The following is a 14,735-nucleotide window of genomic DNA, read 5'->3' as shown; positions in this document are numbered from 1 at the left end:
CTTTGTTAACTTGCGACGGCAGAACTTCCCCGGAAGTTCTGCCGTTTGCGCTGTAATTCCTTCCACTAAACCGCAGATTCTTCAGTTTACTCCCATGAAGAAAGTTCTTTTAACACTCGTGGCCGCCGCGGCCCTGCACACGGCTTCGGCCCAGAATTCGGCCGTTACCAACGCCATTCTCTACCAGCGGCAGGGTACGCTGGATAAGGCCAAGGCCGAAATTGACAAAGCCGTTACCAACGATAAAACGTCGGGCAAAGCCAAAACCTGGTTTACCCGGGGCGAAATCTACGAGGGCATGGTCAACAGCCCCATCTATAAGAAAAGCCTCGGCACGGAGGATGGCGGTAAAGTTGCCTTCGAAGCCTATACCAAGGCCCTGACGCTGGATGGCAAAGACGGCGAGTACGGCAAGCAGGCCGCCGCCAAACTCGACGGCCTCTACGGTATGGCCCTGAACGCCGGCGTAGAAAGCTACAACAGCAAGGACTTCGCCAAGGCGATGGACTCGTACCGCATGGCCCAGCAGATTAAGCCGCAGGATACGACGGCCTATCTGTACGCCGCTTACGCGGCCGAAGCCAACGAGAATTTTGCCGGCGCCAAAGAAATGTACGGCAAGCTCCAGGGCATCGGCTACCAGTCGCCGCAGATGTATGGCCGCATGCTGCAGATTGCCCGCCAGCAGAAGGATGACGCCGGCGCTATGAAAGTAGTGCAGGACGCGCTGAAGGTGTATCCGAACAACAAAGCCTTCATGCTTGAGGAGTTGAATATGTACCTGAGCGCCGGCCGCGGCAAGGAAGCCCTCGAAAAAATCGACCGCGCTATTGCCGCCGACCCAACCAACTCGAACCTGTACGCAGTTAAAGGTTCGATTCTGGATAACGACAAGAAGCCGGCCGAGGCGCTGGCTGCTTACCGCAAGGCCGTTGAAATTGATCCGAATAACTTCGATGCCAACTTCAACCTCGGTATCTACAACTACAACAAGGCGGCCGATTTCTACACGCGGGCCAGCAAGATGAGCCTGGCCGAATACCAGAAGTCGGGCAAGAAGCTGGAAACGGAAGGCAAGAAGTACTTCACCGATTCGCTACCGTACTTCGAGAAGTCGCTGGAGCTGCAGCCCGACGACCGCGCCACCATGAGCGCCCTGCAGAAAGTGTATCTGCGCCTGGACCGCAAGGCCGATTCGCAGCGTATGATGGATAAGCTGGACAGCGCTAAAAAGTAGTTCAACGAATGCTCTCGCTTAGTCTTATATAAAGGGCGAAGGGGAGGGAGAAACAGGGCCGGCTGGATAGTCGGCCCTGTTTTAATAACCATTACTTAACATAATATAAATTATAAGACAGTTAGATATAGATGAATACGAGCTGGAATATGGCCGGTTAGTCTTTACATATTGTCATGAGCATTTGTAATTACGTCCAGTGTGGCCCTCGATTAAAATGAACACAGAAAGAACTGCTTTATAGGCCGTTGTGCTTTTAACAGGGTTTGCGCAGCGAATGGGCAGCTGACACATGATAGTTTCTAATGAGACGTAAGCTGCGTTTGATTGAGGTAGTACAGCAACGAAGCTCAGAATATGTCAAGTCAATCGAAGCTTTCCAAGATCGAATCTTTATGGGTCGGTCGGTTGGATCTTGCTTATTAAATCGATTCCTGTATACCTCAGACTTCTGGTACGAAATATTGATTCTGTAGCCATGGTTAGAATCTCGAGCTATTCAAGTTCGTAACTCGTTCATTACAGTTTGGAGAGGTAGTCTTGTGTATAGTAGAATAAGTAGACGGTTCTTTGTGGCACTTCACTCCTGTTTTAGTCAGAGCCATAATTGCTGTGGGAACTGAGCCACACGCTGTATAGAGGCTTCTTTTGCGTTCTGGAGTACCCTGGATTCTGATGCTGCTTATGCGGCTAAATATCTTCTGAATCCACTACAGACGGGTATAGAAGCCCTCTTGGCTTATTCAAGGCCCTCTCCCCGTCCCGCTCGCCTGGTTGTAAGAGGGTATTTAAATGGGTTTGAATATGTAATTGTGTGATTGGGTTATATAGTGCGTATAATAATAGAGAGTAATATAAAAGGTAAAAGAAAGTACAAGAAGTTTTAGAAAGCAATACTTTTATATACTTTATACTGCTTATTTATACTTTATGCTGCTTGATTATCTATCTTTTGCTATTATGTTTGTTTACTTCACCTTCTCTTTTACTATATGCCTAAGACTATTGACTATCCCCGGACTTCGTACCAAAGCGCTTGGGAAGTTGCCGAAGTGGTTGATGATACTGGTGGCAAGTGTGCCATCGAAACGGCAGCTCGTAAGCTAAACCGCAAGGTCAGCGGCTCCTTTAAGGCCATAATTGGCTCTGCTGTCAAGTTTGGGTTGCTTACCAGCAAACGGGAACTGCTGACGACCACGAACCTATTCCGACGCATTAAAAATGCCTACGACAAGCAGGAAGAGCGTATCTACGAGCGTGAGGCCTTTCTACATCCGCCCTTGTTTACCCAGATATGCCGCAAGTTTCGCAACCGCGAGTTGCCCGTGCATATGTTCGACGTTATGCTGGTGCGGGAGTTCGGAGTAGAGGAAATCAACGCTCAGTCGGTTACGAAGGCTTTCCTTGACGGTGCTCGGATGGTGGGCATTCTGGATGAGCGCAACATTATTGCCGACATTGATCAGCTGGCAGCTCAGCAACAGCCGCGTCGGGAACTTTCCAGCACCGAGCTTCCCCTAAGCCGATTCCAGTCACCCACACCCGCAGATACAACTACACTAACCCCGGCAGCAAATACTACAAGCGTCGCTCAGCGTAGTAATACTCCCGCTATGCCGACTGGTATATCGGAATCCCCTACCCTTGTACCCTCAGGGCAAAGCATACCGCGGACCCCTGATGCCGTCTCCAGTCTCTTTGGACTCGACACTGACGGTATAGAGGCGGAAGAGAATGCAGGCACACCTGTTGGCCTTCCCGAAGGAGCCGGGAATACCCAGGCTACATCCTTTAACCACGCCAGCTACCAAGAGCAGCCATCAGTGACTTCCGCATCCACACCGTCTGCAGGAACCCCAGCGACACCTACCACGGGCGCAACTGAAGCAACTGCTGGCACTACAGAGGTTACTGTGGCGGCCAATACATTTGCTATTCACTTGCACGGGCCGGGATTAAATACGCATTTAACCATTGAGCATGTAGATGACCTGGCCTTGGTTCAGGCCTTGCTGAACCGGATTAAGCGCCAATTGAGTGAATAATCACAGTATAGGTGATCCATTTATACACTTGTATAATCGTTATGTTAAATTGACATATCTGATAAATAATTTGTAACTAGTCAATTAAGATTTTCAAGCCAGATTACTAGATTGGATCTAACCGTGAAATGAACCACGCGACTGAACTCCGGCTATGGTCTAAATAAAAAGAGTCCTGCCGACTGATGCGAACGTGCGTTGCCCAGCCGGCCGGCAACCGGATGCCAGCCGGCCGGGCCGATACCACCACTACCGGACGCACCAGCCCGGCCAGTTGGCTCGTGGTGGGCTGCCAGATGGGTACGGCCCGGCCGGCCGCCCATACCTGCTTAACATCGAGGGTATCGAGGCTGTACCACGCTCCCACTCCGCGCAGCCCCGGCAGCTGCCTGGCTTCCAGCATATGGAGCCGGCCGGGCACATCGCGCCGGGCCTGCCAGCGTGGATAGGCCGGCATGATCAGCACAACGATACTTAGTACCACGGTCAGCGTACTCCCGATAATAAAGCTCACTTGTCGCTGCCTGACTCCCTGCCAAAGCAACCCCACCCCCAGCGCCACGGCCACAGACAGCATTAAGCCAAACCGAAGTGAGCCCAAGCCGAAACCGGAAAACCCGGTCAGGGCCATGACAACGGGCAGCGCCAGCAACAGTACCACCAGCAGCCCCGCCCAAACGCGCGGAAGCCAGGCATCAGCCCAGCCCGCCAACTTGTCCGGATGGGATGGGCGGCATTGCCAGTAGCGCAGCAGGCCCGCTACCAGCAGCGCCAACGGAGGCATGAGCGGCAGCATGTAGCGCTCCTTCTTTTCAGGAACCAGGCTCAACAGCAACAGCCCGATAAGGGCCCAACCCAGCGCTACCCCGTACGGAATAAAGGTTCGCAGCCGAGGGCGGGCATAAGGCCAGACCAACGCGGCCAGCGCCACCAGCGCCCACAGGCCCGTAAAGGCGAAAAAGGGCCAGTAGTACCAGACCGGCTGCACGTGCCGATCGGCCCACGACGCTATTTCGACCCGGGCAACGGCGCGGGCGGCCGGCGCAACTTTCAGCCAGATATACAGCGGCCAGCTCCCCCCTACTGCTAGGGCCAGCACCGCCGCCAGCATCGTGGCGCCGGCCCGCGCCCGCACCGCCTGCCGGTGCCGGGGGTGTCCAATCAGATAGGCCAGCAGAAACGGCAGCAGCAGCGTGTACAGGGGCACTGGTCCTTTACTCAGCATAGCCAAACCCAGCAGCAGCCCGCTTCCTGACAGCCACGAATACGCCCGCAGCCCCAGGCGCTGCCAGCCGCCGGCCAGCAGCCAAAGCGAGCCGGTAGCCAGGCTGGTGGCAAAAATATCCCACTGGCCTTCGCGCCCTACGGTAATCACCAGCAGGCTCGTGGCCAGCACCAGCGCCGCCAGCCAGGCCGTGCGACCGGGCGCCGCAGCCTCGCCGGGCTTGTGGCGCGTCAGCTCGCGGGCCAGGCCCCAGAGGAAGAACACCAGCAGCGTGGCCGCCAGCCCCGCCGGTATCCGCAGCAGCGCCAGGTTTTCGGTGGGGCCGGTCAGCAGCTGCAGGCCGGCTACGGCCCAGGTCGGCAGCGGAGGTTTGGCCAGCCGTAGCTCGTGGTTCATGGTCGGTACCAGCCAGGAGCCCCCGGCCACCATTTCGCGGGCGGCCACGAAGTTGCGGCTTTCCATCAGGCTCACTTTTGAAGCGCCGTTGTGCACAAAAAAGGTCACTCCGCACACCAGCAGCACGACCAGTACCCGCCCCCAGCCGGATGCAATCAAACGGGTGCCATGCACCTTACAAAACCGACCGGCAGCAACTAGTGGCAACATACAAGCAAGGGTAAAACGAAGAGTCGTAAAAGTAAGCGCCCGATCAGAAATACCGGGCGAGCAGCTGGATGGCTGAAACTGCGGGCAAAGCAGCGCTTATCGGGCGCGGGACGAGCGGCGGCGCAGCGTGCGTTGCAGCTGCCGCAGGTTGTCCACCTCGTAGGCATCGGCGCCAACGGAAACAACCCGCCCCACGGCCTTGGCCGAGCGTCCCCCAAATACCACCACCTGCCGGTCCTGCGCGTGCAGCTGGGCCAGGCGTTCGGGCGTGAAGCCATCTTTACGCAGCACCACCGCCCCCACCCAAGGCAGGCTGTCGAGCCGGGCAAGGGCGGCCGGGTAGTGTTCCGGCTCCACTTCCAGCCCCAGCCCCACGGCCGGCAGCAGCTGGGCCAGGTGCCGGAGCATGGCCGGGCGGCTACTGATGATGGTGAGCCGGCCCGGCGGCACCCGGTAGCGATGCACCAGCTGCTGCAGCTGCCGGGCCAGGGCCTTGTCGCGGGCGGGGCTGTTGCTGGCGCAGGGGTCGTCTTCGTGCAGGTCGAGGTGCAGATAGGGATAGACCGGGCGCCGGTTCAGTTCGGCCAGCAGGCTGTCGAGGCGGCTCAGGTGCTGGCGGGGGCCAAACCAGCGGAAGGGCCAGCGTACCCGGTAACGGAGCTGCTCCAGCACCCGGGCCGGGGCCTGGCTCACGCAGCCCTTGCCGGTCGACATCGACTCCAGCTGCGGGTCGTGGTAGAGGACGGCCACGCTGTCCTGGCTCAGGCGCACGTCCACCTCTACCCCATCGGCGCCGCGCTCCAGGGCCCGCCGGATGCTGTGGCGGCTGCTGGGCGGCAGCGGGTTGAAGGGCCGCAGCCACGTCAGAAAGCCCGAACCGGCGTGCCCGATGGCCAGCGGCCCGGCGTGCGCACCGGCCGGAGGCTGCCAGGCTGCCCGAACCTGGCTCCGGGCCGGCATCGTAGAGGCAAGCAGCAGCCCGATACCGGCTACGTGGCGCAGCCAGGACCTTTGGCGAGGGGTAGCAGGTAGCTGGGCAGGATTCAGCAGCATGTAATGAACCGGACCCGCGGCCGCACGGGCCTGGGGCTACCAGAATACGGGGAATGCCAGGGCCAGTTGTGGGGCCGGCCGCTATGGAACGGCCAACGGTAAGCCAGGAATGAGTGATGGCCCAACAACAAACGGGCAGAGCCGTAAATCGGAGTACATTTGCCCGGCTGGGCCTGCGGGCCACGGCTGACTTCTCCCCTGCCTCTTTTTATGGCTTCCATTCTGCTTACGGGCTGCGCGGGCTTTATCGGCTCGCACCTGGCCGAGCGCCTGCTCCACGACGGCCACCGCGTCATCGGCCTCGATAATTTCGACCCTTTCTACGACCGTATCCTCAAGGAGCGCAACCTGGCCGCCTGCCAAACGCACCCGCGCTTCAGCTTCCACGAAATAGACCTGCGCCACGGTACCGACGCGCTGGTGGATGCCCTGCCCGCCGACCCGGTAGACGTGGTGGTGCACCTGGCCGCCAAGGCCGGCGTGGGGCCCTCGGTGCGGGAGCCGGCGGCGTACCTGGAAAACAACGTGCTGGGCACGGCCCACCTGCTGGAATGGATGCGCGGGCGCGACATCGGGAAGCTGTTTTTTGCCTCCTCCTCGTCGGTGTACGGCAACACGCGCGAGCAGCCCTTCCGCGAAGACCTGCCTTTGCTCTCCAGCTGCATCTCGCCCTACGCGGCCTCCAAGCTCAGCGGCGAGCAGCTCACCGCTACTTACCACCACCTCTACGGGTTCAACGTGCTCAACGCCCGCTTCTTTACCGTGTACGGGCCCCGGCAGCGGCCCGATTTAGCCATCCATAAGTTTGTGCGTTTGCTGCGGGCGGGCGAGGCTATTCCGGTGTTTGGCGACGGCAGCACGGCCCGCGACTATACGTTCGTGCTCGATACCGTGGACGGCATTGCCCGGGGCGTGGACTATCTGCTGACCCACGAGGGCGTGTACGAAACCCTGAACCTGGGCAACGAACAGCCCGTGGCCCTGCTGGAGCTGGTGGCCGCCGTGGGCCGGGCCGTGTATGTGGAGCCACGCCTGGAGTTCCGGCCCATGCAGCCCGGCGACGTGGACGTCACCTACGCCGATATCAGCCGCGCCCGCCAGCTGCTGGGCTACGCGCCCCAAACCAGCCTTGCCGACGGCCTGACGGCTTTCGTGGACTGGCTGGACGCCAGTGAGCAGAACCTTCTGTAGTAATCAAACAGCAATAATAGATGGCCGGCGCGCTATTTACCGGCCTTTGCATCGTCGGCAACCGCGCTGCTGAGGGGAACCAGCGCCAGTTGCCGGCGCAGCAGCACGATGTTACGGGCGTACACCACGGTACCGAACACGTTGCCGATAAACAGTACCACGTCGCGGCGCAGCACGGCATAGGCCAGAATCAGGAGTGAGCCCACCAGGCTAATTACCCAGAAGCTCAGCGGCAAACTCGATTCGCCCCGGCGCTCGGAGTAAATCCACTGGTAGACGAAGCGCAGCAGAAAGATGGCCTGCCCCACGGTGCCCAGCAGCAGCAGCCCGCCGGGAATATCGGTGCCCAGCATAGCCCGCAAACTGAAGTGGCGGTTGCCGGCCACAAACCAGCTCAGCAGCGCCATCGGCAGCACGTAGGCCGCCGCCCTAAACCAACCGGGCAGCTTGCCCCACTCGCCCAGCAGCTGTAGGTTGCGCACGTAGATGGCGTAGCTGATGAGCTGGGCACCCAGAATCACCGGGTCGTGGCGCAGCAGGCCATACACCAGCATCAGAAACGAGGAAACCAGGCTGATTTGCCAGAACAGCGTGGGCACCAGCACCCGCCGGGCCCGCTCGCTCTGAATCCATTGCAGCACGATGCGGCTCGAAAACAGCAGCTGCGACACCAGCCCGATAACCAGCGCCACGTTGGCCGTCGTCAGTAGCGTTTGGAACTTGAGCATCCCCACTTCCGGCCGCCTTAGTGGTGGTTACCTGCTGATGCGGCCGGCGCGGCGGGGGCACTCAGGTGCTGCTCGCCGATTTCGTAGTTCTTCCAGCGCGAGCGAATCCAGCGGAAGCCGAACGTGTCGATGAGCGGTTTCCAGGCCCGGTTCCAGAGGTTGTACTTGGCCGTGCCGGCAAAGCGCGGGAAGTGGCGCACCGGCAGCTGCTTCACGCGGCCGCCCTGCAGCTGCACCAGCGCCCCCAGAAACCGATGCAGACCATGAAACAGCGGCAGCCGGCGGGCATAGTCGGTTTTGATGATTTTCAGCGGACAGCCCGTGTCCTGGATGCCGTCGTTGATGAGCGTGCGGCGCACCCCGTTGGCTATTTTCGACGACAGCTTTTTTACCAGCGTATCCTGCCGCTTGGCCCGGATACCATTCACCATATCGAACTCGGGGAAGAACTCGAAGAAGTCCAGAAAATCGAGCGGCGTGGTCTGGATATCGGAGTCGATGTAGCCGATGAGCGTAGTGCGGGCGTGGTCGATGCCGGCCTTGATGGCCGTGCTCAGGCCCCGGTTTTCCTTCAGGCTGATAAACTCGTAGCCCGGCTTTTGCCCGCAGATGTCGCGCAGCAGCGCCAGCGAACCGTCGGTGGAGCCGTCATTGATGAACAGCACCGTGGTGGGCACCGGCGTGAGGGCCAGAAACTTGTCCATCTCCACCACAAACTGGCTCAGGCTTTCCTCCTCGTTATACACGGGCACGAGCACCGTCAGGCTTTGCTGATTGAGGTAGGCGGAGGTGGCAGCAGACATAGGGAGCAGGAACGAAATGGGGCGGCAAGGTACGCCGGCTATTGCGAACTCATTCGGGCCGCGTAGCCGCTGCAGGCCAGCAAACGCTTAAAATCCTTCGTTTCCAGCAAGTCGGCTACCACGTGTATTTACCAGACTACTGCGGCCGCCGCACGCCACCAGAAATCGTGCTGTGCCGCTCGCGCAGCACCCCCACTACATCTTCGAGCGACGAGCCCGCAGCCGTCAGCAATACCACCAAATGGTACAACAGGTCGGCGGCTTCGCCCTTGAGGCCGTCCACGTTGCCGCCCACGGCGTCAATAACGGTTTCCACGGCCTCCTCCCCTACTTTCTGGGCGATTTTGGGCATTCCCTTGCGGAAAAGCGAAGCCGTGTACGAGTTAGGGTCTTCGTCGGGAAACCGGTAACGGCGCTGCACCAGCCGCTCCAGCTCGGCAATAAAGCCTATCGGCGGAGCCGGGTAGGCGGCCTCATTGGGCTGCTCGAAGCAGCTGATGGTGCCCCGGTGGCAGGTGGGCCCGTCGGGCAGGGCGCGGATGAGCAGCGCGTCCTGGTCGCAGTCTTCGTGCTGGCTCACCACGGTGAGGTAGTTGCCGGAGGTTTCGCCCTTGGTCCAGAGGCGCTGCTTGGAGCGCGAAAAGAACGTGACGCGGCCCGTTTCGCGGGTGACGCGCTGCGCCTCCTCGTTCTGGTAGCCCAGCATGAGCACCTGGCCCGTGGCGGCATCCTGCACAATCACGGGAATCAGCCCATCGGGCATTTTGGCAAAATCCATTTTTTAGTTATCAGTTGGTAGTTGTCCGTTGTCAGTGGTAGGGGTTCCATTTATCAATCCTGACAACCGACCACTACCAACTGACAACTAAAATTACAGCCGAACCGGAATGCCGTCCTGGCGCAGGTGCTCTTTCAGCTCGCGGATGCCGATTTCGCCGAAGTGGAAGATGCTGGCCGCCAGCCCGGCATCGGCGCGGGCCTGCTGAAACACGTTGGTAAAATCCTGCTTGGAGCCGGCCCCGCCCGAGGCAATAACCGGAATGGGCACGGCCCGGCTCACGGCCCCGGTGATGTCGAGCGCGAAGCCGTCCTTGGTGCCGTCGTTGCTCATGGAAGTCAGAAGGATTTCGCCCGCGCCTCGGTCGGCCGCCTCGCGGCACCAGTCCACGGCGTTGCGGCCGGTGTTGTGGGTGCCGGCGCGGGTGTACACCTGCCAGCCGTCGGCGGCATGGTAGCGGGCATCGGCGGCCACTACAATGGCCTGGCTGCCGAAGCGGGCAGCCAGTTCGTTGATGAGTTCGGGCCGGGCCAGCGCGGCCGAGTTGATGCTCACCTTATCGGCCCCGTTCAGCAGCAGCGCCTCCACATCGGCCACTGCCCCGATGCCGCCGCCTACCGTGAACGGGATATCCAGCTCGCGGGCCACCTCGCGCACCAGCGCCACCAGCGTGGCGCGCTTCTGGTTGGTGGCCGTGATGTCGAGAAACACCAGCTCATCGGCGCCTTCGCGGGCGTAGCGGGCGGCCAGCGCCACCGGGTCGCCGGCGTCGCGCAGCCCCTCAAACTGCACGCCCTTCACGGTGCGGCCGTCCTTGATATCGAGGCAGGGAATGATTCGTTTGGTCAGCATATAGAGTCAGAGTAAGCTGTCATCCTGAGCGGAGCGAAGGACCTATACAGAAGCTAACCTCAATAGATACCTTCTATACAGGTCCTTCGCTCCGCTCAGGATGACAAAAGGACCATTGGGTAACCGCTACAGCCAGGGCTGCAAATGCTCCAGCGTAATCGTGCCTTCGTAAATAGCCTTACCGATGATGGCCCCGTGCATGCCGATGGCGGCCAGTGCCTCGACGTCGGCAATGGTCGTGACGCCGCCGCTGGCGATGAGCTCGGCGATGGGCAGCTGCTCGCGCAGCCCGGTGTAGGTGGCCAGCGAAGGGCCCTGCAGCTTGCCGTCCTTGCTCACGTCGGTGCAAATGAAGGTGGTGGCTCCGGCAGCCAGGTAGCCCTCCACGAACTCGCGCAGCGTCCGTTCGCTCTGCTCGGCCCAGGCATTGATGGAAATGTGGTTGTCGCGGTAGTCGGCCCCGATGATGATGCGGTCGGCCCCGAACGAAGCCAGCCAGCTGGCCACCGTTGCGGGCTCACGAACGGCGATGCTGCCGGCCGTAATCTGCCGGGCCCCGGCGTTGAAGGCCTGGCGCACGGCGTCCTCGCTCTGTAGTCCGCCCCCAAAATCAATGTGCAGGCTGGTGTGGCGGGCAATGCGCTCCAGCACCGGCAGGTTCACTGGCTGCTTGGCCCGGGCCCCATCCAGGTCCACGAGGTGCAGGCGCTTGACGCCGGCAGCCTCGAAGCGCTGGGCAACGGCCAGCGGGTCGGCGTCGTAGGTGGTCTGCTGGGCAAAGTCGCCCTCAGTCAGGCGCACGCACTGGCCGTTGATGAGGTCGATGGCGGGGATAATCTCCATTTGGGTTGAGATAGGGCTTAGAAACTTAGGTACTAGGGCTTAGTCGATTAGTAATAAGGGCGACGCAGGCTTAGGCTGAGTTTACAACCTGAATCCTAACACCTAAGCCCTATCACCTAAAGCCTAATAAAATTCTCCAGAATGCGGGTACCGACGGGGCCGCTTTTTTCGGTGTGGAACTGCACGGCGTAAAAGTTGCGATGCTGCACGGCGGCGCTGAAGGGCGCAGGGTACGCGGCCTCGGCAATGGTATAGTTGCCAACCGGCGCGTAGTAGCTGTGCACGAAGTACACGTAGTCCTCGGCCCGCAGGCCTTCGAACAGCGGGCTACTCAGCTGTTGCAGATTGTTCCAGCCCATGTGCGGGATTTTGTGCTCCGGGCCGGCGGCCGCAAAGCGTACCACGTCGAAGGGCAAAATTCCGAGCATGTCAGTACCGCCGCCTTCCTCGGTGTGGCGGCCCAGCAGCTGCATGCCCAGGCAGATGCCGAGAAAGGGCTGCGTGAGCGTAGGCAGCAGTTCGTGCAGGCCCTGGGCGCGCAGTTCCTGCATAGCCGAGGCGGCCTCACCCTCACCGGGGAACAGCACCTTATCGGCCCTGCGCAGCACCTCGTGGTCGGCCGTGAGCGTGGCCTGCACGCCAAGGCGCTCCAGAGCAAACAGCACCGACTGCACGTTGCCTCCCTTGTAGTCAACTATGGCAATTTCCATTTGAACATGTATGTTGAAAAACAGGCTTATTCATTTGTTATAACATTTGTATAAACCAGCTGCCGACCCTCTTATGGTTTTCGGGCTACCGTTTTCGCAGTCCGAACAACCAATCAAGTGAGCTAATACCTCCAGGCCTGATGCAGACATACTGACGCCAGCTACTGAGCTCATTAACCCGACAAGAAAGGCCTTATCCATTTGTTTATACAAATGGATAACCTACAAAATACCTTTGGTGCTCGGGATTTCCATGCGCCCGGCATCGCGTGCCAGCGCCATTTTAATGGCCTTGGCTACGGCCTTGAAAATAGCCTCAATCTTATGGTGCTCGTTCTGGCCCTCGGCCTTAATGTTGAGGTTGCAGCGGGCCGCGTCGGCGAAGCTCTTGAAGAAATGGTAGAACATTTCGCAGGGCATATCCCCTATTTTCTCGCGCTTGAACTCGGCATCCCACACCAGCCAGGGCCGACCTGAGAAGTCGATGGCGGCCTGAGCCAGCACGTCATCCATAGGGAGCAGGAAGCCGTAACGGGCCAGCCCGCGCTTGTCGCCCAGCGCCTGGTTGAAGGCTTCCCCCAACGCAATGGCCGCGTCCTCGATGGTGTGGTGCTCGTCGATGTGCAGGTCGCCCTGCACCTCAATCTTCATGTCCACGCCCGAGTGCTTGCTGAGCTGGTCGAGCATGTGGTCGAAGAAGCCCAGGCCGGTGTGCATCTGCGGGCGGCCCTGGCCGTCGAGGTTGAGTTCGATGCGGATTTTGGTTTCGTTGGTGTCGCGCTGCACCACGGCGGTGCGGGCGGGCAGGCGCAGGAACTGGTATATTTTCTCCCAGCTCATGGTCGTAAGGGCGGCGCGCTCGTCGGCCCCCTCCCCTGCCGGCGCTGACTCCGGCTGTAGCAGGATGGCCTGGCAGCCCAGGTTCTGGGCCAGCTCCACATCAGTCAGCCGGTCGCCGATGACGAAGGAGTTCGGCAGGTCGTAGCCGGCGCCTTCGGCCAGGTACTGCTGCAGCATGCCGGTGCCGGGCTTGCGGGTGGGCAGGTTCTCGTGGGGGAAGCTCCGGTCGATGTGCTCGGCCGCGAACTCCACGCCTTCCGAGCGCAGCACGTCGAGCATCATCGTGTGGGCGGGCCAGAACGTGTCCTCCGGAAAGCTGGCGGTACCCAGCCCATCCTGGTTGCTCACCAGCACCAGCTCGTAATCCAGCTCGCGGGCAATGCGTGCCAGGCCGGTAATGGCACCGGGCACAAACTGGAATTTCTCCCGCGTCAGCGCGTCCACCTGAAAATCAGTCGGCGGCTCGACGAGGATGGTCCCGTCGCGGTCAATGAAGAGTACTTTTTTCATGGGTGGTTTGAAAAGTCATTCATTGTCATGCTGAGCTCATGCTGAGCGAAGGCGCAGTCGCAGTCGAAGCATCTCTACTGCAATGCAAGTTCTACTGACTGTAAGTAACGAAGCGGTAGAGATGCTTCGACTACGGCTCCGCCTTCGCTCAGCATGACGTTCTTTTAAACGTTAAACTCCGACAGTGCCCGCAACAGTAGCTCGTTCTCGGCGGCCGTGCCTACCGTGAGACGGAGCGTGCCAGTGCACCCGGGCTGGGTGGTACGGTTACGCACGATGATGCCGCGGCCCACCAGGTGCTCATACACGGCCGTGGCATCGGGCCGGAACCGGACCAGCAGGAAGTTGGCATCCGACGGGAACACCTGCTCCACGATGGGCAGCGCGGGCAGCCGCTCGGCCAGCCAGTCGCGGCCGGTGAGCAGCTGCTGGCGCAGCTGCTCGGCGCGCGGCGCGTCGTGCAAGGCCGCCAAGGCGTGCTGCTGGGTGGCTTCCGAGATGTTGTAGGGTGGCTTGATTTTGTTGAGGTAGCCCACGATTTCGGGCGAGGCGAAGGCCATACCCAGCCGCAGCCCGGCCAGGCCCCAGGCCTTGGAGAAAGTCTGCAGCACCACCAGATTGGGGAACTCGGCGAGGCGGGTGGTCCAGCTGGCGGTCGGCGCGAAATCGGCGTAGGCCTCATCTACCACCACCAAGCCACCGAAACCGCGCAGAATCTGCTCGATGTACTCGGCGTGCAGCAGGTTGCCGGTGGGGTTGTTGGGCGAGCACAGCCACACGAGTTTCGCCGCCGAGGCCAGCACTCCGGCCACGATTTCAGGCGAGAGCTGGAAGTCGGAAGTGAGTGGGATGCGCTCCACGGCCACATCGTTCAGGTTGGCGGCCACCTCGTACATGCCGTAGGTGGGCGGCAGCACCAGCAGGCTGTCGTGGCCGGGCACGCACAGCAGGCGCACCAGCAGGTCGATGGCCTCGTCGGAGCCGTTGCCGAGGAAAATCTGCTCGGGCGCTACACCCTTCAGCTTCGCCAGCTCAGCCTTCACGGCGCGCTGCTGCGGGTCGGGGTAGCGGTTGAAGCGGGCGGGGCCGGCGCTGCCCAGGCTGTTCTCGTTGGCGTCGAGCATCACCTGAGCCTCGCCCTGAAATTCGTCGCGGGCCGAGGAATAAGGCTTCATATCCCGCAGGTTGGGGCGTACAAGGCTATCAAGGTTGAACATTATATAGTTTATTGCGTCATCCTGAGCAAAGCGAAGGACCTTATCACGTCAGCGCGAAACGCTTGATCGTGACTAAGACATGAGAAGGTCCTTCGCT

Annotated in this window: 13 protein-coding genes; 3 read left to right on the top strand and 10 right to left on the bottom strand. The window is 60.4% G+C overall.

What is annotated here, in order from left to right:
- The first annotated feature begins 94 nt into the window (after nt 1–94).
- Both H145_RS0103295 and H145_RS0103290 read left to right on the top strand, forming a co-directional pair.
- Nucleotides 95–1,237, top strand: a complete 1,143-nt coding sequence (locus H145_RS0103295) for a tetratricopeptide repeat protein (protein ID WP_019946713.1) — start codon at nt 95–97, stop codon at nt 1,235–1,237.
- A gap of 992 nt (nt 1,238–2,229) precedes the next feature.
- The gene (locus tag H145_RS0103290; protein WP_019946712.1) at nt 2,230–3,282 is read left to right on the top strand and encodes a hypothetical protein; all 1,053 of its coding nucleotides are present in this window, start codon (nt 2,230–2,232) and stop codon (nt 3,280–3,282) included.
- A gap of 106 nt (nt 3,283–3,388) precedes the next feature.
- Here H145_RS0103290 and H145_RS19745 read toward each other — a convergent pair whose 3' ends face one another.
- Nucleotides 3,389–5,113: an ArnT family glycosyltransferase gene (locus H145_RS19745; RefSeq protein WP_083937650.1), complete on the bottom strand. Its 1,725-nt coding sequence runs from the start codon at nt 5,111–5,113 to the stop codon at nt 3,389–3,391.
- Between the two features lie 96 nt (nt 5,114–5,209).
- Nucleotides 5,210–6,166, bottom strand: coding sequence for a glycerophosphodiester phosphodiesterase (locus tag H145_RS22455; protein ID WP_083937649.1), 957 nt, complete (start codon nt 6,164–6,166; stop codon nt 5,210–5,212).
- A 210-nt stretch (nt 6,167–6,376) separates the two neighbouring features.
- On the opposite strand from H145_RS22455, the gene H145_RS0103275 reads away from it, so the two are divergent.
- Nucleotides 6,377–7,357, top strand: coding sequence for a GDP-mannose 4,6-dehydratase (locus H145_RS0103275; RefSeq protein ID WP_019946709.1), 981 nt, complete (start codon nt 6,377–6,379; stop codon nt 7,355–7,357).
- A gap of 32 nt (nt 7,358–7,389) precedes the next feature.
- Here the strand turns inward: H145_RS0103275 and H145_RS0103270 are convergent, their stop codons facing one another.
- The 8 genes from H145_RS0103270 to hisC all read right to left on the bottom strand — a co-directional run bounded on the left by H145_RS0103270 (nt 7,390) and on the right by hisC (nt 14,638).
- Nucleotides 7,390–8,085 carry a lipid-A-disaccharide synthase N-terminal domain-containing protein gene (locus H145_RS0103270; protein WP_019946708.1) on the bottom strand — a complete coding sequence of 232 codons (696 nt, stop codon included), beginning with the start codon at nt 8,083–8,085 and terminating at the stop codon, nt 7,390–7,392.
- Between the two features lie 17 nt (nt 8,086–8,102).
- The gene (locus H145_RS0103265; RefSeq protein ID WP_019946707.1) at nt 8,103–8,888 is read right to left on the bottom strand and encodes a glycosyltransferase family 2 protein; all 786 of its coding nucleotides are present in this window, start codon (nt 8,886–8,888) and stop codon (nt 8,103–8,105) included.
- A 136-nt stretch (nt 8,889–9,024) separates the two neighbouring features.
- Entirely contained in the window at nt 9,025–9,666 is a 642-nt protein-coding gene (gene hisIE, locus H145_RS19735) for a bifunctional phosphoribosyl-AMP cyclohydrolase/phosphoribosyl-ATP diphosphatase HisIE (protein WP_019946706.1), read from the bottom strand.
- A 93-nt stretch (nt 9,667–9,759) separates the two neighbouring features.
- Nucleotides 9,760–10,518, bottom strand: coding sequence for an imidazole glycerol phosphate synthase subunit HisF (gene hisF / locus H145_RS0103255; RefSeq protein WP_019946705.1), 759 nt, complete (start codon nt 10,516–10,518; stop codon nt 9,760–9,762).
- Nucleotides 10,519–10,644: 126 nt separating this feature from the next.
- Nucleotides 10,645–11,361 (bottom strand): 1-(5-phosphoribosyl)-5-[(5-phosphoribosylamino)methylideneamino]imidazole-4-carboxamide isomerase, encoded by a 717-nt coding sequence (gene hisA, locus H145_RS0103250; protein ID WP_019946704.1) that lies wholly within the window; start codon nt 11,359–11,361, stop codon nt 10,645–10,647.
- A gap of 116 nt (nt 11,362–11,477) precedes the next feature.
- Nucleotides 11,478–12,071 carry an imidazole glycerol phosphate synthase subunit HisH gene (hisH, locus tag H145_RS0103245; protein ID WP_019946703.1) on the bottom strand — a complete coding sequence of 198 codons (594 nt, stop codon included), beginning with the start codon at nt 12,069–12,071 and terminating at the stop codon, nt 11,478–11,480.
- Between the two features lie 222 nt (nt 12,072–12,293).
- Nucleotides 12,294–13,421: a bifunctional histidinol-phosphatase/imidazoleglycerol-phosphate dehydratase HisB gene (hisB, locus tag H145_RS0103240; RefSeq protein ID WP_019946702.1), complete on the bottom strand. Its 1,128-nt coding sequence runs from the start codon at nt 13,419–13,421 to the stop codon at nt 12,294–12,296.
- 164 nt (nt 13,422–13,585) lie between these two features.
- Nucleotides 13,586–14,638 carry a histidinol-phosphate transaminase gene (gene hisC, locus H145_RS0103235; RefSeq protein WP_019946701.1) on the bottom strand — a complete coding sequence of 351 codons (1,053 nt, stop codon included), beginning with the start codon at nt 14,636–14,638 and terminating at the stop codon, nt 13,586–13,588.
- Between the last annotated feature and the right edge of the window lie 97 nt (nt 14,639–14,735).

Source organism: Hymenobacter aerophilus DSM 13606 (genome assembly GCF_000382225.1).
GTDB lineage: Bacteria > Bacteroidota > Bacteroidia > Cytophagales > Hymenobacteraceae > Hymenobacter > Hymenobacter aerophilus.
This window is presented reverse-complemented; position numbering and strand designations above follow the sequence as displayed.